This is a genomic window from Novosphingobium gossypii, assembly GCF_050433305.1.
In the GTDB taxonomy this organism is placed as follows: domain Bacteria; phylum Pseudomonadota; class Alphaproteobacteria; order Sphingomonadales; family Sphingomonadaceae; genus Novosphingobium; species Novosphingobium gossypii.
On record NZ_JBNPXM010000020.1, the window covers coordinates 12,869 to 31,720 of the forward strand.

Sequence of the window (18,852 nt, forward strand, 5' to 3'; positions counted from 1 at the left end):
AAGGGCCAGTGAATAGAACAGGGTCTGGCGAATGCCTTGCCCACTTCTTGCCCCGATACTCTTGACCCTTGGCGCACTTCACCTAAATCGCATGGCATCATGTTCATCGAAACCGAAACCACGCCCAATCCCTCGACGCTCAAGTTCCTGCCCGGCCGGCAGGTGATGGCTTCGGGCACGCGCGAATTCCTTTCGCCCGAGGACGCGGAGGCATCGCCGTTGGCGCAGGCGCTGTTCGACCTGGGCGACGTGGTGAGCGTGTTCTTCGGCGGCAGCTTCATCGCCGTCACCGCCGCGCCAGGGGTCGAATGGCCCGCGCTGCGCCCGCAGGTGGTGTCGATCCTGCTCGACCATTTCGTGTCTGAAGCGCCCCTGTTCGCCGGCGGCGACGCCAGCGGCTTCTCCGTCCCGGCAGAGGATGAAGACTTTGGCGACGATCCCGCGGATGCGGACATCGTCGCCCAGATCAAGGATCTGATCGAAAGCCGGGTGCGCCCCGCAGTGGCCAACGACGGCGGCGACATCGTCTATCGCGGCTTCCGCGAAGGCGTGGTCTACCTTTCCATGCAGGGCGCGTGTTCGGGCTGCCCGTCATCCTCGGCGACGCTGAAGCATGGTATCGAAAGCCTGCTCAAGCATTACGTCCCCGAAGTCAGCGAAGTCCGCGCGGCCTGACCGCACGATGGCTGCGTCCGATACGCCGGTCCCTGATACGCTGGTAATCGACAGTGCGACGGAGGCCTGCTCGGTCGCGCTGCTGACAGGCGAAGGCCTGATCGCGGGCGATTACCGCCTGCTGGGGCGCGGCCATGCCGAAGCCCTCGTGCCGATGATCGCGGCGCTGCCGGGCAAGGGCCGGGCGGACCGCATTCTGGTCGCCCTTGGTCCCGGCAGCTTTACCGGCGTGCGCGTGGGCCTTGCCGCAGCCCGCGCGCTGGGGCTGGCCTGGGGCGTGCCGGTGCTCGGCTACCCCACCCTTGCCCTGATCGCCGCCATGGCCCGCGCCCGCGAAGCTGCGCAGGATCTGGCCGTCGTCACCACGGGCGGTCACGGCGAATGGTTCGTCGAAACCTTCGACGCACAGGGCCGCAGCACCGCCCCGCTCGCCTCGCTGCGCCCCGACGCGGCGGCGGCAACGGTAAGCGAAGCGCTCGTCGTCGGCAGCCAGGCCGAGGCGCTGGTCGCCGCGCGCGGAACGGGTCGCGCCCTGCCGCTGCTGCCCGACGCACGCGAATTCGCGCTTCTACCACAAGCCGCGCTGCTGACCGACATTCAGCCCCTCTACGGTCGCGGGCCGGACGCCAAGCTGCCTTCGGCGAAGATCGCTGCAGGGGCCGTCGGCGCATGATCGACGACGTGGACCGGATCATGGCGGTGATGACCGCCGCCTTCGATCCCGTCTACGGAGAGGCCTGGAACCGTCGCCAGGTGGAAGACGCGCTTAGCTTCGATCATACTCATCACGGCGTGCTGTCCGCGCGCGGCGAAGTGCCTGTAGGCGATGAAGCCGCTGCCGCCTTCTTCCTGTCGCGCACCGGGTTCGAGGAAGAGGAACTGCTGCTGCTGGCGGTCCACCCTGAAGAACGCCGCAAGGGGCTGGGCCAGATGTTGCTGAACCGCCTGCGCGCCGAAGCCACACAGCGCGGGGTGCGCCGCCTGTTGCTGGAAATGAGAAAAGGCAACGACGCGGAAAGACTGTACCGTAATTTCGGCTTCGAGCCTATTGGTGAAAGGCGCGAATACTATCGAACGCCGGGCGGCCAGCGGCTGGACGCGATCACCTTTGCGTGCGAAATCACCTGAACGCAGCCTAAACGGTATTGTCGCATTACTGATAATATTAATGCAGACGGTTTACTGCTTTAAAAAGCAACTTGCGCTTCATGGTTGATTGGTCCAATGCCGCGTCTGGCAGGAAAACGAGAAACGGTTTCCCCCCGAACAATTGGTCGCACCAAAGGACAAGTTACTATGGATACCATCCAGACCGACATGAACGAGACGCTGATCACGCTCGCTTCGGATATCGTTGCCGCGCATGTCAGCAACAACAGCGTTTCGGTCGAAGATCTGCCGACGCTCATCACTAACGTATACGGCGCCCTTGCCGGTCTGGGCGGCGCGCCCGTGGTCGAGGAAGAAAAGCCTGAGCCCGCCGTTTCGGTGCGCGCCTCGGTGAAGCCCGACTACATCGTGTGCCTTGAAGACGGCAAGAAGCTCAAGATGCTCAAGCGCCACCTGATGACGCACTACAACATGACGCCGGAAGAATATCGCGCGCGCTGGAACCTGCCCGCCGACTACCCGATGGTCGCCCCCAACTATGCCGAAAAGCGCCGCGAACTGGCAAAGAAGATCGGCCTTGGCCGCAAGCCCGACACCCGTCGCGGCCGCAAGCCCAAGAACGCCGCAGCCTGATTTCAGGCGGCGCGTCGCGCAATTATCCGGGGACAATCGGTGCGATCGATTGCCGGGCGCAAGACGGGCCACCCTACGCGGTTGTGATTACAGGCGCATCGCCTTATCTAGGCGGTGCGCCTATTACTTTATTTACGCAGGTCCTACGTGAGCCAACCCATCGACATCGAAGCCCTCTGCGCCGAACGCGGCCTGCGGATCACCGAACAGCGTCGCGTGATCGCCAAGGTGCTTTCGGAAAGCACCGACCATCCCGACGTCGAAAAGCTGCACGAACGCGCCACCGCGATCGATCCGGGCATTTCGATCGCCACCGTCTACCGGACCGTGCGCCTGTTCGAGGAAGCGGGCATCCTTGACCGCCACGACTTCGGCGATGGCCGCGCCCGCTACGAAGCCGCACCCGAAGCGCACCACGATCACATGATCGACGTGGAAAGCGGCCAGGTGGTCGAATTCGTCGATCCTGAACTCGAATCGCTTCAGCGCCAGATCGCGGAACGCCTGGGCTTCCGCCTCGTCGATCACCGCATGGAACTGTTCGGCGTCCGGCTGGACCGCGAAGACGGCGATGCGCCTGCCCGTAAGTAAAACCCGCAAGTAACGCGCCATGAACCAGGCCATCCCCATGCAGAAGCGCCGTATCGCGCCATGGGGCTGGCCGTTGGTGGCATTGCGCCTGCTGTCGATGCTGGCGCTGCTGGTCGTGAGCGTACCGCTTTATTACCTCGCCGCGCCTTTCGCAAAGCGCAATCCGGTGCCGCGCCGGTTCCTGCAGGCCATCGGCGCCGTCGCCGGGCTGCGTGTCCGCACCCGTGGCCAGCGCCCGGCACGCCGCACTTTCTTCCTGTCCAACCACGTCACCTGGCTCGACATTCTGGCCATCGCCGGAGAGACGGGCAGCGCCTTCGTCGCGCATGACGGACTGGCCCAGATCGGCCCGCTGCGCTGGCTGTGCCGGCTGAACGACACCGTCTTCGTCGCCCGCCACGACCGCAGCAGCGTGGCCAACCAGATCGACCAGATCCGCACTGCGCTGGCCGACACGGGCGCGCTGACCATCTTCCCCGAAGGCACCTGTTCCGACGGCACCGCGACGCTGCCATTCAAGTCGTCGCTGCTGTCGGCGCTCGCGGACGATGACAACAGCGAGGTGGTCCCGGTGCAACCGATCTGGCTGGACTATGGCCGCGAAACCCGCGCCATCGCCTGGGTTGGCGAGGAACCGGGACTGGACAATGCGCTGGTGATCCTGGCCCGCTGGCGCGCTGTGGACCTGACCATGCACTTCCTTCCTCCCCTGCCCCCGAAAGACCGTGCCGACCGGAAGCGCATGGCGCTGGCCGCGCGTGAAGCGATAGAGACGGCAGCGGGCCGAATGCGGCGGGCTGATAGTTGACATTTATAACCGTTTAGGTTATATGCTCCAGCGGCGGCGGGGCGAGGGCGTGTAGCTGATGCTCCTCACTCTCGCACGCGGTCGGCGTCCGGTCGTGGAACTCCGGACAAAGCCACACTACCGGATGCAAGGATGAACTGAAGGTATGCCTTCAGGGTCGATGGCAAGGACGCGAGCCCGCACCATCATCCCCGCGCACCGAAGGGCCGTGCCGGAAGAGTGACCCTGTTGGTCTGCCCCTCTTCCGGCCATTCGCACACGAAGGCAGCACCTGGCATTGTCACCTGTCGCCGGTGACCCAACACGCGCCGACCGCACCCGTCCGCGTTTTCCCTTGGCGTAAAGCCCGCACTCGCCAGCGGGCGCATGGTCGTGCCCGGCGCGCCGAGGCCCAGCCCTTGCACCCGCACGCTCCGTCACCCTGAACTCGTTTCAGGGTCCATCGTGCAGCCTAATCCGACGCGTAGAATAGCAAACCGACAGCGCCGCTGGTGACCTAACCTCTGGCACTAACCACCCGATGGACCCTGAAACGAGTTCAGGGTGACGGGGTGTATGGAGCGAGGAACGGATCAGCGCGTGGCGTTGTAGGCCAGCTGCGTTTCGTCGAGCTGGAAGCCAATCAGCACTTCGAACGAAGCGCGCGCGACGGCGGCCTTGACCTGCGGATCGCTCAGCGGATCGACAGCGGCGTCGGTATCGCCGGCCTTGCGCTTGCGCGTGATGCGGTCGCGGATTTCGTCAGGCAGGGTGGCTGCCGAACGGTCGATGAAGGCGTTCGCGGTCACGGTGGCCTGCGCGCGCGGCTGGCCTTCCGCGAAGTTGAGCGTCACGTTGCCGACCCGCTTGGAAATCACGGAGCCGCCGCCCTGCAGCACCGAAACGAAATACGGCACCGTCACCTGCCGCGCGCCTGCCGTGTCGGTACGGCGCGCCTGCACCTGGAAGGTCACTGCCGACGTCACCTTGTCGCCGCCGCCCTGCGCCGGCTCGGCTTCGTTGCACGCAGCGCGCACGTCGGTCAGCGCGGCGACCACGTCGATCGCATCGGCGGTGCGCGCTGCGCCACGGAACAGGGTGATGTCGCCGGTGTAGTCGGGAATGCCCACCGCGGGGCACTTGGAACGCACCGCAGTGATGCCCACGCCCTGATCGACCACGATCTCGCCCTTGGTCTTGCACCCGCTCAGCGCGGTCAACGCAGCGGCGGAGCACAGGACAGTGGCGGTCAGGCGGCGTGCATTCATCGTGAACTTCCTCGAACAGCGTCCGCTTGCCCTAGCGAGGCGCGCGGCAAAGCGCTAGGGGGAGCATCATGAACGCGACCTTTCAGTCCCCGTCTGAAGACTCTGCCGTACAGATCGGCTCTTCCGAACCGATCCGCCTCCTGATCGCCGCACCCCGAGGGTTCTGTGCCGGTGTCGACCGCGCCATCGAGATCGTCGAACGCGCGATCGATCTCTACGGGGCTCCGGTCTACGTGCGCCATGAAATCGTGCACAACAAGTTCGTGGTCGACAGCCTGAAGGCCAAGGGTGCCATCTTCGTCGAGGAACTGGACGAAGTGCCCGATGGCGTCCCCGTGATCTTCAGCGCCCACGGCGTGCCCAAGGCCGTCCCGGCCGCCGCCACCGCGCGCGGGCTGGAATGGCTGGACGCCACCTGCCCGCTGGTCAGCAAGGTGCACCGCCAGGCAGAACGCCAGATCGAGGCGGGCCGCCACATCCTGTTCATCGGCCACGCCGGCCACCCCGAAGTCATCGGTACTTTCGGGCAGGTTCCCGAAGGCAACATGACGCTGGTGGAAACGGTGGAGGATGTCGCCACGCTGGACTTCGCGCCCGGCGCCGACTTGTCCTACCTGTCGCAGACGACGCTTTCGGTCGACGATACCCACGCCATCATCAGGGCGATCGAGGCGCGCTTCCCGCAGGTCGTCGCGCCCAAGGCGGAGGACATCTGCTACGCCACGTCCAACCGCCAGGCCGCAGTCAAGCAGATCGCGCCGCAGTGCGAACTGGTGATCGTGATCGGATCGCCCAAGAGCAGCAATTCCCTGCGCCTCGTCGAAGTGGCCGAGCGTTGCGGCACGCCTGCCCACATGATCCAGCGCGCGACCGAGATCGATCCGGCGTGGCTGGACGGCATCGGCACCGTCGGCCTGACGGCAGGCGCCTCCGCGCCCGAAGAGCTGGTCAACGAGGTCATCGCGCGCATCAGGACGCTGCGCACCGTCTCTGCCGAGGAAATCGTCACCGAGCGCGAACACATGACGTTCAAGCTGCCCCGCCAGCTGGCCCGCTGAACCGATGGCGGTCTACACACGGCTGGGCGCCGAGGAAATGGCGGCGATCATCGCGCGCTTCGACGTTGGCACGCTGACATCCGCCAAGGGCATCGCCGAGGGCGTGTCCAACAGCAACTGGCTGATCGAGACGCAGCACGGTGAAACGGCGCGCCGCTTTATCCTGACGATGTACGAAACGCGCACCGAGATCGCGGACCTGCCGTTCTTCCTGGACCTGCTGGATCATCTGGCCGCCAAGGACTGCCCGGTGCCGCGCACGATGCACGATGCCGACGGGGCCAGCCATCGCCTGCACCGCACACCGGACGGCGAAAAGGCGTTGGCCCTGATCGAGTTCCTGCCCGGCGTGTCCGTATCGGAACCCACGCCTGCGCAGGCGCGTGCGGTCGGCGGGGCGCTGGCGCAAATCCATCTGGCGGCGGCGGACTTTCCCGAATCGCGCGCGAACTCGCTGGCGATGCCCGCCTGGCAGCAGCTGCTGACCGACTGCGGGCGTGAAGGCCTCGAATCGATCCACCCCGAACTGGGCGCACTGGTCGAGCGCGAAATGGCGCTGATCGCCGCGGACTGGCCGACCGACCTGCCCTGCGGCGTGATCCATGCGGACCTGTTCCCCGACAACGTGCTGATGCTGGGCGACAGGGTTACAGGACTCATCGACTTCTACTTCGCCTGCACCGACATGTTCGCCTACGACGTTGCCGTGACACATTCCGCCTGGTGCTTCAGCCCCGACGGCGCGCGGTTCGATCCGGCGCTCTCCGATGCCCTGCTTGAGGGCTATCTTGCCGTGCGCCCGCTGGACGAGGCCGAGCACGAGGCGCTGCCGCTGCTGGCGCGCGGGGCGGCGGTGCGGTTCCTGGCCACCCGCGCCTACGACTGGCTGAACACGCCCGCCGACGCGCTGGTGACGCCCAAGGATCCGATGGCCTTCGCCCGCCGCCTGCAGTTCTATGCCGACCCGGACAATGCGCGGATCTTCGACCGGGGGATCTTCGCGTGAAGCAGGTGGAAGTGTTCACCGACGGCGCCTGCAAGGGCAACCCCGGTCCCGGCGGCTGGGGCGTGCTGCTGCGCATGGGTCCGCACGAAAAGGAAATGTCGGGCGGAGAGCCGGACACCACCAACAACCGCATGGAGATGACCGCCGTCATCAAGGCGCTCAACGCCCTGATCGAACCGTGCTCCGTCACCCTGTTCACCGACAGCAAGTACGTCATCGACGGGATCACCAAGTGGGTCCACGGCTGGAAGAAGAAGGGCTGGGTCAACGCCAGCAAGCAGCCCGTGCGCAATGCCGACTTGTGGCACGACCTGATCGAGGCGACGGCACGCCATCAGGTGGAATGGCAATGGGTGCGCGGCCACAACGGTCACGCCGAGAACGAGCGAGTGGACAAGCTGGCCAGCGATGCCGCGAAGGCGGCGGGGTAGTAGATCGTCCTCGTCCGCACCGGATCATGGCGATGTATCGCCTGGCCGCAGCCTTACCGTCCAACCAGACTTAACCTTGCATGCCCGCCCTTTCCCCGATCCTGAAGACCGAACTGCGCGCCCTTGTCACTCCCGGCCCGCGCATGGCCGACGAGATCGCCTGCGTCGCTTCGGTGCTGCTCGCGATCGTCATCGCTCATGCCATCGGTGCGGAAATGGTGTCATGGGCGGCGTTCAGCGCCTTCATCCTCCTCAAGAGCGACGTTGCGGAAACGCTGGCGCGCGGCGTCATGCGGATCGTCGGTACGGCGCTGGGATCGGGGCTGGCGCTGCTGGTGGTGCCTTACGCCGCGCGCTCCGTACCGCTGGCGATGATCGCGGCGGAACTGGTGGGCGCCATCGGCCTCTACGGAATGCTGACGGCACGGCGCGCCTATGCCTGGCTGCTGTTCGGCCTGACGTTCGAGATGATCCTGTTCGACAAGATCGAACGCCCGCATCTGGACACCATCCATTTCGCGCAGACGCGACTGCTGGAAGTGGTGGCGGGCACCGTGGCCTGCACCATCGTCAGCCTGATCGCGGGCGCGCTGGCGGGCAGGCGCTGGTGGGCGGAACGCAAGCCCCCGCCCGACCGCATGCGCTGGCACCCGCACGCCGCGCGTCATGCCTCGCAGGCGGGGCTGGCGATGGCGGTGTTGCCGGTGCTCCATGCCGTTTTCGGCATTCCCGAGCTGGCACAGGCAGCCGTGACGATCATGGCGGTGATGATCGTGCCCGTGTCCGGCATCGGCGAAAGCGGGTTCGTGCCCGTCACGCGGCGCCTGTTGCAACGCGCCGTCGGCTGCATCGCGGGCGGCGGGCTGGCGCTGGCGGTGCTGCTTTGCGCGCAGGGTAATCCGGCAGTGCTGATCGCGGGCACCTGCATCGGCATCGTCATCGGCCGCCACATCGAGAACGGCCTGCCTGCGGTTACCTACATGGGCCTGCAGTTCACGCTGGCGGTGCTAGTGGTGCTGGTGCCCGACAGCTATTCCGATGCGGAAATCGGCCCCGCGATCCTGCGGCTGGTCAGCGTGTTCGTGGGGATGGCGGTGCTGGAGCCGGTCTTGCTTGGCTGGCATCTGGTGGCGCCGGGCCGTCGCGCGCACGGCCGTGCGTCCGGTGGAGCCGGCGCGGATTAGATCACGATCGGCATGAAAACCGCTGCGGCGCGAACGGCTGCGGATCGACCGCGCCCGGCCCCGCGCCCAGCAGCAGGCGCGCGCCGAGGTCGGCGGCGGCGGGCGCGGTCTGGATGCCGAAGCCGCCCTGCCCCGCGAACCAGAAGAACGCGGCGTCCTGCGGCGCGAAGCCATAGACCGGCAGGCGATCGGGCGCGAAGGAGCGCAGGCCCGCCCAGCGATGCTCCACCCGCTCCACAGGCCAGTCGACCACCTGCTCCAGCCGGTCCACCGCCAGCGCCACGTCGATCTCCTCGGGCGCAGCGTCGCAGGCACTGCTCGGCGTCTCGTCATGCGGGCTTAGCCAGAGCCGCCCGCTCTCGGGCTTGAAGTAGAAGCGCTCGGCCACATCCAGCACCAGCGGCAGGTCGTCCGGCACATCAGCGGCGACGGCGACCTGCGCAATGGTGCGGCGGTACGGCACGATGCCGACTGGGGCCACGCCCGCCAGCCGCGCCACGTCGTCAGCCCAGGCCCCCGCCGCATCGACCAGCACGCGCGCCCGAGCCGTGCGCCCGACCGCCAGCGCCAGTTCCCAGCCGTCCGCCGTGCGCTCTGCCCCGGTCAGGCCCGCGCGGCACCATAGCTCCACCCCGGCGCGGCGGGCTTCGCGCAGGTAGTGCTGGTGCAGCGCGGCGACGTCGATGTCGCACGTGCTCGGCTCCAGCGCACCGCACGTCCATTCCGGGCGCAGCGCAGGCACCCGCGCCAGAATGCCGTCGCGGTCCAGCAGCTGCATGGCGACGGCGGGATAGCGCGCGGCGAAGGCGGCGACATCGGCCTCCTGCCCCGCCCGCCCCAGCGTCAGCGCGCTGCGGGGGGTCAACACGCCCAGATCGCGCAGCACCGGGCCGGACGCGGTGGTCAACGGCTGGACGCCGGGGCCGCCGTAGCTCTCGGTCCAGAATGCGGCAGAGCGGCCTGTGGCGTGGTAGCCGGGGCTGTCCTCAGCCTCCAGCAGCAGCACCCGAGCGCGCCCGCCGACCGCAGCAGCCAGCGACGCGCCGGCCATCCCCGCGCCGACGATGGCGATATCGAAACCCGTATCCATCGCGGTCAGCCCCTAGAGGGCGCGACGCGATCAAGGAAGTCCCGGATGGCATCCAGCGCGCGGCGGCGCACCGGATCGACTTCGCGCAGGATTTCGTGGCGGCACTCCGACCCAAAAGCGACCAGTTCGCCTTTGGGCAGGCGCCGTGCCGCGCGGCGGATCGCACGCCAGGACACGAGGCCGTCGATGCTGGTGCCCAGCAGCAGCACCGGAACCTGCACCGCTTCCAGCACGCCGCGCCGCTCCAGTCCATGGATCGAGGCGAGCGCGCGTTCGATCCAGCCCCAGCTTGCCGGCCCCATGGCGATGGCAGGCCGCGCCAGCCGCCACCAGTCCTCATCGTCATAGCGGCTGTCGTCGTGCGTCAGCAGCAGCGAACGGGCGCGTGGTTGAGCGCCCGGCTTTTCCCCGCCCTTCCAAGCCGGGCGGCGCGGATCGCCCAGCCGCGCGATCACCCGCGCCACCTTGTGCAGCACTCCGGACGGAATCCACGCAGGATGGATGCCCAGCATCGGCGCGGACAGCACCACCGCGTCAGGCTTCACCCGCCCTTCGGCAACGGCGCGCAGGACGATCTGCCCGCCCATGGAATGAGCGACGGCAATGTGCGGCCCCGGCGTCGATGCCGTCCAGTCGGCCCAGAGCGCGGCGTAATCGTCCACCCAGATGCCGAAGTCGGAGACGTGGCCGGTGGTGGCATCCGCCCCCAGCCGCCCCGAGCCCGCCTGACCGCGCCAGTCGGCAGAGGTGACGCCCCAGCCCTGCTGCGCCCAGCCGTCCAGCGTCTCCAGCCATTTTTCATACGCATCCCCGCGCCCCGGCATGAACAGGATCGAGCCGCGCGTTCCCTGTGGCCAGTCGATCCGGCGCAGCAGGTGGCCGTCAGGCAGTGCCCAGCGCGATTCGCGCGCGGTGGCGGGGATTTCCCGGCGGGCGGGTGCGTGAAGCAGGGTTTCGACGGCTGAGGGCACGGAATGGATAAGCCTCTGGTCGTGGTTACTATTTGGTAGCGGTTCCCGGTGTAGAGCTATCCCGAACCTAAGGGAATTACGCATGACGGGCGCCTTGTTTTCCTATGCACTGCTGGCCGCCTTGGCAACGGCGCTGCTGGTCGCGGCGCTGACGGACCTGCGCGCCCGGCACATCGCCAACCGGCTGAACCTGGCCATCGCCCTTGCCGCGCCGCTGTGGTGGCTGGCGATGGGCCTGGCACCGATGGACGTCGCAGTGCAGCTGGGCCTCGCCGCCGCAACCTTTGCGCTGGCCTGCGTGCTGTTCGCCATCGGCCAGATGGGCGGCGGCGACGTCAAACTGCTGACGGCGCTGGCGCTGTGGTTCACGCCTGCCTCGTTCCTCCAGTTGGTGGTTCTGATGGCGGTGCTGGGCGGCGGCGCAACGCTGGCAATCGCCGCCTTCAACATGACGCCGGGCCGACGCGAAGCGGTGCGCGATGCGCTGGCGGGGCTTGTCGCCTTCGCCTGGGTATGGTGCGCGGGCGCGATCGTCTTCGCTATCGCCACCAACCGCCCGGTCGTCTCCCCCGGAACCGTCGAAGCGATCGCTGCGGGACTGGCGCGAATCGGTTCGGGCATCTGGCTGGCGCCACTGGCAGCGGTGCTGCTGCTGGGCGTGTTGCTGTTCGGGATGCGCCATATCCTGCGCCGCCAGAAGTCACGGATCGAAGTGCCCTACGGCATCGCCATCGCGGCGGCATCGCTGTGGGTACTGGGATCGCAGACGCTGGTCGCCGCGCGTCTGGCGTGAGGGAAAGTTCACGGTGTTAGCTACCGAGCCGGGGTGAACCCGTTCTTAACCATTTTGCCGCATAACTCCGAACAGTTCGGGGACAATTTTGCAAGGGGCTTCCATAGCCATGGACAGGAAGAAAGTGGTGCTTCTCGCGGTTGCGCTGCTGGTTGCAGCCTTCACCGCGATGCTTGCCAGGACGATGTTCGCAGGCGGCAGCGCACCACAAGCCGGGGCGGTTCCCGCAGCCGTGCCGAACGGGCCCAAGGTGCTCGTCGCCCAGCGCGCGCTACCGGTGGGCACGATCATCACCGCCGATTCGGTATCGTTCCAGAGCTGGCCCGACAACCTTGTGCAGGACGCCTACTACGTCGACGGCAAGGCCGACATGGCCAAGCTGCTCGGCACCGTCGTACGCTTTCCCATCACCGCCGGCCAGCCGCTGACGCAAGGTGCGCTCGTCGCTCCGGGTGACCGCGGCTTCCTTGCGGCGGCCCTCGGGCCGGGCATGCGCGCCGTCACCATCTCCGTTTCCGCCGACACCGGCGTTGGCGGCTTCGTGTTTCCGGGCGACCGCATCGACCTGGTGCTGACCCAGCAGGTCAAGGGCCAGGGCGAGGCGCTGCGCACCGCCGAGACGATTCTGCGCAACCTGCGTGTGCTGGCAACCGATCAGGCCACGGCAAGCACCGTGGAAGACGGCAAGACCGTGGTTCAGGGCTTCCGCACCGTCACGCTCGAAGTCACGCCGCGCATCGCCGAGAAGGTCGCCGTGGCGCAGACCATCGGCACGCTCAGCCTGTCGCTGCGCTCGCTGGCGGACAATCAGGGCGAGTTCGACCGCGTGCTTGCCAGCGGCGAGGTCAAGCTGCCCGAAGGCGCCACGCGCGAACAGGAAGAGAAGTTCATGGCACAGGCGATGAACCGCCCCATGGACGGCGCCACCACCTTCGTCACCGGCGCCGACGTGTCGCGCTTCCAGCGCTCCACCCGTCCCGTCGACGGCAATGCGCCCGCCCCCGCCGCCGCGCCGATGGGCGCACCGGCCCCGCAGGCCGCCGCCGCGCCCGTCCGTATGGGTCCGGTGGTCCGCGTGACGCGCGGCAAGGACACCACGCTTGAATCGGTGGGCAAGTGATCATGCACGCCGCTGCCTTTCGCTCTTCACCCTCTGGGGGCACCACGATGAAGCCTAGTCTTCCCAAGCATGGCCTGCTCAAATCCGTGCTGATCGCTGCGACCGCGCTGGCGCCGCTGGGCGCCGCACAGGCAGCCCCGGCACCTGCGCCAAGAGCCGTGCAGCCGACCTCTGCCGTGAACCCTTCGCAGGACGTGGTCCTGTCGATCGGTAACGGCCAGTTGGTCAACGTGGCCGGCACCATGGCCGACGTCTTCGTCGCCAACGATGCGGTGGCCGATGTTCAGGTCAAGAGCGCGCGCCAGTTCTACGTCTTCGGCAAGGCGGGCGGCACCACCACGGTCTACGCCAGCAATGCGCAGGGTGCGGTGGTTTGGTCGGGCACGGTGCGGGTCGGCTCCAACCTCGACAGCGTCGATTCGATGCTGCGGCTGGCGATGCCGGACGCCAAGATCGGCGTATCGACGATGGGTTCGGGCACGTTCCTGCTGACCGGCACGATCAAGAACCCCGAAGATGCCGCCGAGGCCGAACGCCTTGTGCAGGCCTATGCGGGCAAGGACGCCAACGTCATCAGCCGTCTGCGTGTGTCCACCCCGATGCAGGTCAACCTGCAGGTGCGCATCGCCGAAGTCAGCCGCTCGCTGGTCAAGTCTCTGAGCGCCAAGCTCGCTACCCTTGACGGGACTGGCGGCTTCAAGTTCGGCGTCGGTCAAGGCGGCACCATCGGCAACCAGTTCAACCCCGGTCGCGTGCTTGGCGTAGGTGCTGGCGAGACTTCGCAGATCGGCATCGATCCTGTCACGGGTCTAGTCGCCAATCTTCCAGGTTCCGATGTCAACGCATCGACCAGCGGCACCACGCTGGGCTTTGCGGGCAAGCTGCTGGGCCTCAACATTCTGGGCGCGCTTGACGCCGGTGAGACGGTGGGGCTCGTCAGCACGCTGGCGCAGCCCAACCTCACCTCGCTCTCGGGCGAAACTGCGGACTTTCTGGCGGGCGGCGAATATCCGATCCCCGTCAACAACGGGCTGGGCGCCACCGGCATCGAATACAAGCGCTATGGCGTCAGCCTGAGCTACACGCCCACGGTTCTGGCCAGCGGTCGCATCTCCATGCGCGTGCGCCCCGAAGTGTCGGAACTGTCCAGCGAAGGCGCGGTCAATATCAACGGCTTCGAAGTGCCCGCCCTTACCGTGCGCCGCACCGAGACGACGGTGGAGCTGGGCTCGGGCCAGAGCTTCATGATCGCCGGGCTATTGAGCAACAACACCTCCAACACCATCCAGAAGATGCCGGGCGCAGGCGACCTGCCGATCCTGGGCTCGCTGTTCCGCTCTACCAGCTATCGCCGGGGCGAGACCGAACTGGTCATCATCGTCACGCCCTATCTGGTCAAGCCGATGGACTCGCCCACGCAGGTGGCCCTGCCGACCGACGGGTTCAATTCGCCCAACGAACTGCAGCGGATCCTGGGCAACATGGAGTCCGACGGCAAAAGCGGCGAACAGCGCCCCGAAGCGACAAAGGCTCCCTCGGCTGCTCCGGTCGGCCCGGGTATCGGCGCTGCCGAACCCGCCCGCAAATCCGCCCAGAAATCCGCTAAGCGCGCCGCCTCGGACGACGCCGCCAGGCCCGGCTTCAGCTTTTAATCGACGAAGGTGACTTCCATGCGCAAGCTCCCTCTCGCATCCGCCCTCCTCGCCGCGACAGCCGCGCTTTCGGCCTGCGGCGGCGTGGCGACCAATCGCACGGTCTATTCACAGCACCAGCCGGTAGTGGAAAAGAACGACTATTCCCTGGATGTGTCGACCAGCGGCTATGGCCTTGCCTATGGCGAACAGGCCCGCGTGGCAGGCTGGTTCCAGTCGCTGGGCCTGAAGTACGGCGACCATGTCGTGATCGACGATCCGGCGATGAGCGCGGGCACCCGCGATGCCATCGCCGAAGTGGCGGCCGGTCACGGTCTCGTCCTCGATGATGCGACGGTCCAGACCGGCACCGTTCCTGCGGGCACCGTACGCATTACCATAAGCCGCGCCCGCGCTTATGTGCCGGGCTGCCCGGACTGGTCGGCCAAAAGCGACTTCAACCCCGGCAACGCCACGTCCACCAACTACGGCTGTGCGGTCAACGCCAACCTCGCCGCGATGGTGGCAGACCCGCAGGACCTGATCCACGGGCAGACTGATACCGGATCGACCGCAGTGATGACCTCCAACAAGGCGGTCAGCACGTATCGCAACGCGCCCACCACCGGGAACGGCAACAAGGTCTCGCAGACCGGCACCAGGGAAAACTGATGGCCATGAACGCACCTTGGAAATCCGGTGGCCGCGACCAGTTCGCGGCGTTCCTGAGCGACGAAGCCTCGCTCGACGTGCTGCGTCCCATCTGCATCGAGATGGGTTGGCAGCCGGAGAAAGTGCAGAAGGGCGCCCTGCGCAACGCGGTCCAGTCGCTGGCGATCGCCGCCAGCCCGGCGATCCTGCTGGTGGACCTGTCCGAAAGCGGCGACCCGCTGAGCGACATCAACGCGCTGGCCGAAGTGTGCGAGCCCGGCACCGTCGTCGTCGCGGTGGGCCAGGTCAACGACGTGCGCCTGTACCGCGATCTCGTCGCCAGCGGCATCCACGACTATCTGCTCAAGCCCCTGCAGCCCGCCGCCGTGCGCGATGCGCTGGCGCAGGCGCAGGCGACGTTCTCCGCGCCGCGCGTCCATGACGCGGCCGCAGCGGGCAAGCACGTTTCCACCGCCGTCATCGGCACCCGGGGCGGCGTTGGCGCGTCCACCATCGCCACGTCGCTGGCATGGCTGTTCAGCGCCGACTTCAAGCTGCCGACCGCCCTGCTCGACCTCGACATCCACTTCGGCACCGGGGCGCTCTGCCTCGATCTGGAGCCGGGCCGCGGGCTCACGGACGCGATCGAGAACCCCAGCCGCATCGACGGCCTGTTCATCGAACGCGCCATGATCCGCGCCAACGACAATCTCGCGATCCTGTCCGCAGAGGCGCCGATCAGCGCGCCCCTGCTGACCGACGGTTCCGCCTTCCAGCAGCTGAACGAGGAGTTCCGCTCCGCGTTCGAGATGACCGTGGTCGACATGCCGCGCAACATGCTCATCAACTTCCCGCAGCTTGTGGCCGAACTGGGCGTCGCCGTGCTGGTGACGGAGATGACGCTGGCCTCCGCGCGCGACACCATCCGTTTGCTGTCGTGGTTCAAGGCCAATGCGCCGCAGACCCGCGTGATCGTGGTCGCCAACAAGGTGCAGACGACGTTCTCCGAAATCAGCAGAGCCGATTTCGAAGCCTCGATCGAAACCAAGATCGACTGGACCATCCCCTACGAGCTGAAGGGCGCGTCGATGGCGGCCAAGCTGGGCCAGACGTTCGCTGACGCCAATCGCACGACCAAGGCCGGCGCAGTGCTGCGCGACCTTGCCCGCGAGATCGCGGAAACGAGCGAGGACGCCGCCCCCGCCAAGCCATCGCTGCTCGGCAAGTTCGACCTGAAGGCGATGATGCCCAAGGCGAGGAAGAAGGCGCAGGCGCCTTCCTGACGGATCGGTAGAGGACCATGAACTTCTTCCAGGTCATCATCGTCGCGACCGGCCTGACCGGCGCCGCGCTGCTGCTGTGGGCGCTCCTTTCGGGGCCGAACCCCAAGAAGGAATCGACGCGCCGCCTGAAGTCGGTACGCTTCCGCCATTCGGACAGCGCCAGCGACCGGCTGGAAGCGCAGATGCGCCGTGCAGTGGCGGCCCGCAAGCCGCGCGTCCACCAGATCGCGGGATCGGCATCGCGCGCCGAGGCTCTGGCGCTGCGCCTGCACCGCTCGGGCCTTTCGTGGACGATCCAGCAATACGTCTACGGCTCGCTGGGCCTTGGCGCAGTGGCGACGCTGCTGGTGTTCATGCAGACGGGCGCGCTGCTGCTGGCGCTCGCCTTCGGCATCTTCCTGGGTGCGGGCCTGCCGCACATGATCGTCGGCCACTACATCAAGCGCCGCAACAACGCCTTCACCGCAAAGTTCGCGGACGCCATCGACCTGCTGGTGCGCGGCCTGCGTTCGGGTCTGCCGGTGACGGAAACGCTGACGATCGTCTCGCAGGAAATTCCCGGCCCCGTAGCCGAGGAGTTCAAGCTCATCACCGACCGCATGAAAGTGGGCAAGACCATGGAGGACTCCCTCCAGGCAACTGCCGACCGCCTCAACATGCCGGAATTCAACTTCTTCTGCATCACCCTGGCGATCCAGCGCGAGACCGGCGGCAACCTCGCCGAAACGCTGGCGAACCTGTCCGACGTGCTTCGCAAGCGCGCCCAGATGAAGCTCAAGATCCGGGCGATGAGTTCGGAATCCAAGGCATCCGCCTACATCGTCGGCTCGCTGCCGTTCATCGTCTTCACGATGATCTGGTGGATCAGCCCGCAATACATCGGCCAGTTCTTCATCGACGAACGCCTGATGGTGGCCGGCATCGGCGGCGCCATCTGGATGGGCATCGGCGGCTTCATCATGGCCAAGATGGTCAGCTTCGAGATCTGAGGACCAGCCCATGCCGACCCAACCCGCAGGCCCCACCCTTCTCGGCTTCGACGTCACCCTCGTCGGCACGCTGCTCGCCATCGTGGCGGCGGCGGCGGTGCTCTTCGCCATCTATACCGCCGTGACCATCCGCGACCCGATGCAGAAGCGCGTCAAGGCGCTGAACGCACGGCGCGAACAGCTCAAGTCCGGGATCGTCGTCACCGCCCGCAAGCGCCAGAGCCTTGTCCGCCGCAACGACACCACCGACAAGCTGGGCGCGTTCCTGGGCAAGGCCCGGATGCTCCAGGACAGCCAGATCAAGTCGATCGAGCAGAAGCTGGCCCAGGCGGGCATCCGCAACAAGGAATGGGCCGTTGCCGTCGTCTTCGCCCGCCTCGTCGCCCCGATCGTGCTGGGCGGGCTTGCCGCGCTGGTCATCTACGGAATCGACTATTTCCCCGAATGGTCCAGCTTCAAGAAGTTCATGGGCTTTGCCGCCTTCGTGATCGCCGGCTACAAGGGGCCCGACCTCTACATCCAGAACATGGTGTCCAAGCGCACCGACGCGATCCGCAAGGGCCTGCCCGATGCGCTCGACCTGCTGGTCATCTGCGCCGAAGCCGGCCTGACCGTGGACGCCGCCTTCGAACGCGTGTCGCGCGAACTGGGCCGCGCCTACCCGGAACTGGGGGACGAGTTCTCGATGACCTCCATCGAACTCTCCTTCCTGACCGAACGCCGCGCCGCGTTCGAGAACCTGGCCTACCGCGTCAACCTCGACGCGGTGAAGGGCGTGGTCACCACCATGGTCCAGACCGAGCGCTACGGTACCCCGCTGGCCTCCGCGCTGCGCGTGCTCTCCGCCGAGTTCCGCAACGAACGCATGATGCGCGCCGAGGAAAAGGCCGCCCGCCTGCCCGCGATCATGACCGTGCCGCTGATCCTGTTCATCCTGCCAACGCTGTTCGTGGTCATCCTGGGGCCCGCAGCCTGCTCGATCTCCGATGCCTTCTCCGGCAGCGGCCCGGGCAAGGCGGGGTGATGGTGGCAGCTTGAGGGAAGGATGAGGGCGAGGGTCATCACCCTCGCGCTCCCTGAACTATGCGCGCGGCATTGGTGGAGTTCTGCTGGCAGGAAAATGACGCCCCGTTGCTCACGCAACGCAGATCGTTATGTCTACGCTTGATGGCGAGTAGGGGTGTATCGATATGAAATGGCTCAACGCTTACCGCCGTCACTTGTCTGGCGAAAAGCCAATCAGAGCGCTATCGCTCATTCTCGAAATAAGCGGCATCTTTCGCTTCATCTGCTTTGGCTTGGCGGCTGTTGTCATTGGCTTCGGAGTTTGGGCTGCTGTCACTGCTGACATGCGCTTCGGGGCTTCGATGGGAATGATCATATTTCCGGGAGCCGCGATATTCATCTGCATGATCGGCATTTGCATGCACGGAGTAGCGCAGTTGTTCTTCTTGCCCGCAAATCATCAAGGCACTTAAGGTCCACTCTCCACCGAGGCTGTGTGAGAACGCGTTGTTTGTTTTTGATTAGCAGGCGCACGTAGGCTCCTTGGGTTCAGCCTCTCATCGCCACGATCATCTT

General features: G+C 66.6%; 21 protein-coding genes. 17 read left to right on the forward strand and 4 right to left on the reverse strand.

Features of this window, described 5'->3' with window-relative positions; all coding sequences use genetic code 11:
• Positions 1 to 99: 99 nt before the first annotated feature.
• From GGR40_RS21410 to GGR40_RS21435, 6 genes are all read left to right on the forward strand, one after another.
• Positions 100 to 675: a NifU family protein gene (locus GGR40_RS21410; RefSeq protein ID WP_429278292.1), complete on the forward strand. Its 576-nt coding sequence runs from the start codon at positions 100 to 102 to the stop codon at positions 673 to 675.
• A 7-nt stretch (positions 676 to 682) separates the two neighbouring features.
• Complete coding sequence (gene tsaB / locus GGR40_RS21415) at positions 683 to 1,348, forward strand: tRNA (adenosine(37)-N6)-threonylcarbamoyltransferase complex dimerization subunit type 1 TsaB (protein WP_429278293.1); 666 nt, start codon at positions 683 to 685, stop codon at positions 1,346 to 1,348.
• Positions 1,345 to 1,803, forward strand: coding sequence for a GNAT family N-acetyltransferase (locus GGR40_RS21420; protein ID WP_429278294.1), 459 nt, complete (start codon positions 1,345 to 1,347; stop codon positions 1,801 to 1,803). Before tsaB ends, GGR40_RS21420 begins: the two co-directional genes overlap by 4 nt.
• Positions 1,804 to 1,971: 168 nt before the next feature.
• Positions 1,972 to 2,418: a Ros/MucR family transcriptional regulator gene (locus tag GGR40_RS21425; protein WP_429278295.1), complete on the forward strand. Its 447-nt coding sequence runs from the start codon at positions 1,972 to 1,974 to the stop codon at positions 2,416 to 2,418.
• A gap of 147 nt (positions 2,419 to 2,565) precedes the next feature.
• Positions 2,566 to 3,009, forward strand: coding sequence for a Fur family transcriptional regulator (locus GGR40_RS21430; protein WP_429278296.1), 444 nt, complete (start codon positions 2,566 to 2,568; stop codon positions 3,007 to 3,009).
• A 19-nt stretch (positions 3,010 to 3,028) separates the two neighbouring features.
• Positions 3,029 to 3,817, forward strand: a complete 789-nt coding sequence (locus GGR40_RS21435; protein WP_429278297.1) for a lysophospholipid acyltransferase family protein — start codon at positions 3,029 to 3,031, stop codon at positions 3,815 to 3,817.
• A gap of 572 nt (positions 3,818 to 4,389) precedes the next feature.
• On the opposite strand, the gene GGR40_RS21440 is transcribed toward GGR40_RS21435, so the two are convergent.
• Positions 4,390 to 5,064 (reverse strand): hypothetical protein, encoded by a 675-nt coding sequence (locus tag GGR40_RS21440; protein ID WP_429278298.1) that lies wholly within the window; start codon positions 5,062 to 5,064, stop codon positions 4,390 to 4,392.
• Positions 5,065 to 5,132: 68 nt separating this feature from the next.
• On the opposite strand from GGR40_RS21440, the gene ispH reads away from it, so the two are divergent.
• The 4 genes from ispH (at position 5,133) to GGR40_RS21460 (ending at position 8,743) form a co-directional block, all read left to right on the forward strand.
• Positions 5,133 to 6,122: a 4-hydroxy-3-methylbut-2-enyl diphosphate reductase gene (gene ispH, locus GGR40_RS21445; RefSeq protein ID WP_429278299.1), complete on the forward strand. Its 990-nt coding sequence runs from the start codon at positions 5,133 to 5,135 to the stop codon at positions 6,120 to 6,122.
• A gap of 4 nt (positions 6,123 to 6,126) precedes the next feature.
• Entirely contained in the window at positions 6,127 to 7,128 is a 1,002-nt protein-coding gene (thrB, locus tag GGR40_RS21450) for a homoserine kinase (RefSeq protein ID WP_429278300.1), read from the forward strand.
• A complete protein-coding gene (gene rnhA, locus GGR40_RS21455) occupies positions 7,125 to 7,559 on the forward strand; it encodes a ribonuclease HI (RefSeq protein ID WP_429278301.1) in 435 nt (144 codons plus the stop codon). The genes thrB and rnhA overlap by 4 nt, the downstream gene beginning before the upstream one ends.
• An 80-nt stretch (positions 7,560 to 7,639) precedes the next feature.
• Complete coding sequence (locus GGR40_RS21460) at positions 7,640 to 8,743, forward strand: FUSC family protein (protein WP_429278302.1); 1,104 nt, start codon at positions 7,640 to 7,642, stop codon at positions 8,741 to 8,743.
• Between the two features lies 1 nt (position 8,744).
• On the opposite strand, the gene GGR40_RS21465 is transcribed toward GGR40_RS21460, so the two are convergent.
• Together GGR40_RS21465 and GGR40_RS21470 are read right to left on the reverse strand one after the other, a co-directional pair.
• Complete coding sequence (locus GGR40_RS21465) at positions 8,745 to 9,833, reverse strand: NAD(P)/FAD-dependent oxidoreductase (protein ID WP_429278303.1); 1,089 nt, start codon at positions 9,831 to 9,833, stop codon at positions 8,745 to 8,747.
• Between the two features lie 5 nt (positions 9,834 to 9,838).
• Entirely contained in the window at positions 9,839 to 10,804 is a 966-nt protein-coding gene (locus GGR40_RS21470) for an alpha/beta hydrolase (protein WP_429278304.1), read from the reverse strand.
• 82 nt (positions 10,805 to 10,886) lie between these two features.
• On the opposite strand from GGR40_RS21470, the gene GGR40_RS21475 reads away from it, so the two are divergent.
• From GGR40_RS21475 to GGR40_RS21505, 7 genes are all read left to right on the forward strand, one after another.
• On the forward strand, positions 10,887 to 11,597 hold the full coding sequence (locus tag GGR40_RS21475; RefSeq protein WP_429278305.1) for an A24 family peptidase: 711 nt from the start codon (positions 10,887 to 10,889) through the stop codon (positions 11,595 to 11,597).
• Positions 11,598 to 11,706: 109 nt separating this feature from the next.
• The gene (gene cpaB, locus GGR40_RS21480; protein WP_429278306.1) at positions 11,707 to 12,717 is read left to right on the forward strand and encodes a Flp pilus assembly protein CpaB; all 1,011 of its coding nucleotides are present in this window, start codon (positions 11,707 to 11,709) and stop codon (positions 12,715 to 12,717) included.
• Between the two features lie 47 nt (positions 12,718 to 12,764).
• Entirely contained in the window at positions 12,765 to 14,369 is a 1,605-nt protein-coding gene (locus GGR40_RS21485; protein WP_429278307.1) for a type II and III secretion system protein family protein, read from the forward strand.
• 18 nt (positions 14,370 to 14,387) lie between these two features.
• Entirely contained in the window at positions 14,388 to 15,020 is a 633-nt protein-coding gene (locus GGR40_RS21490; protein WP_429278308.1) for a CpaD family pilus assembly protein, read from the forward strand.
• Between the two features lie 5 nt (positions 15,021 to 15,025).
• Complete coding sequence (locus tag GGR40_RS21495; protein ID WP_429278312.1) at positions 15,026 to 16,282, forward strand: AAA family ATPase; 1,257 nt, start codon at positions 15,026 to 15,028, stop codon at positions 16,280 to 16,282.
• Between the two features lie 17 nt (positions 16,283 to 16,299).
• Positions 16,300 to 17,271, forward strand: coding sequence for a type II secretion system F family protein (locus GGR40_RS21500; protein WP_429278309.1), 972 nt, complete (start codon positions 16,300 to 16,302; stop codon positions 17,269 to 17,271).
• Between the two features lie 10 nt (positions 17,272 to 17,281).
• Positions 17,282 to 18,295, forward strand: a complete 1,014-nt coding sequence (locus tag GGR40_RS21505) for a type II secretion system F family protein (protein WP_429278310.1) — start codon at positions 17,282 to 17,284, stop codon at positions 18,293 to 18,295.
• A gap of 192 nt (positions 18,296 to 18,487) precedes the next feature.
• Here the strand turns inward: GGR40_RS21505 and GGR40_RS21510 are convergent, their stop codons facing one another.
• Positions 18,488 to 18,697, reverse strand: a complete 210-nt coding sequence (locus tag GGR40_RS21510) for a hypothetical protein (RefSeq protein WP_429278311.1) — start codon at positions 18,695 to 18,697, stop codon at positions 18,488 to 18,490.
• Positions 18,698 to 18,852 lie beyond the last annotated feature (155 nt).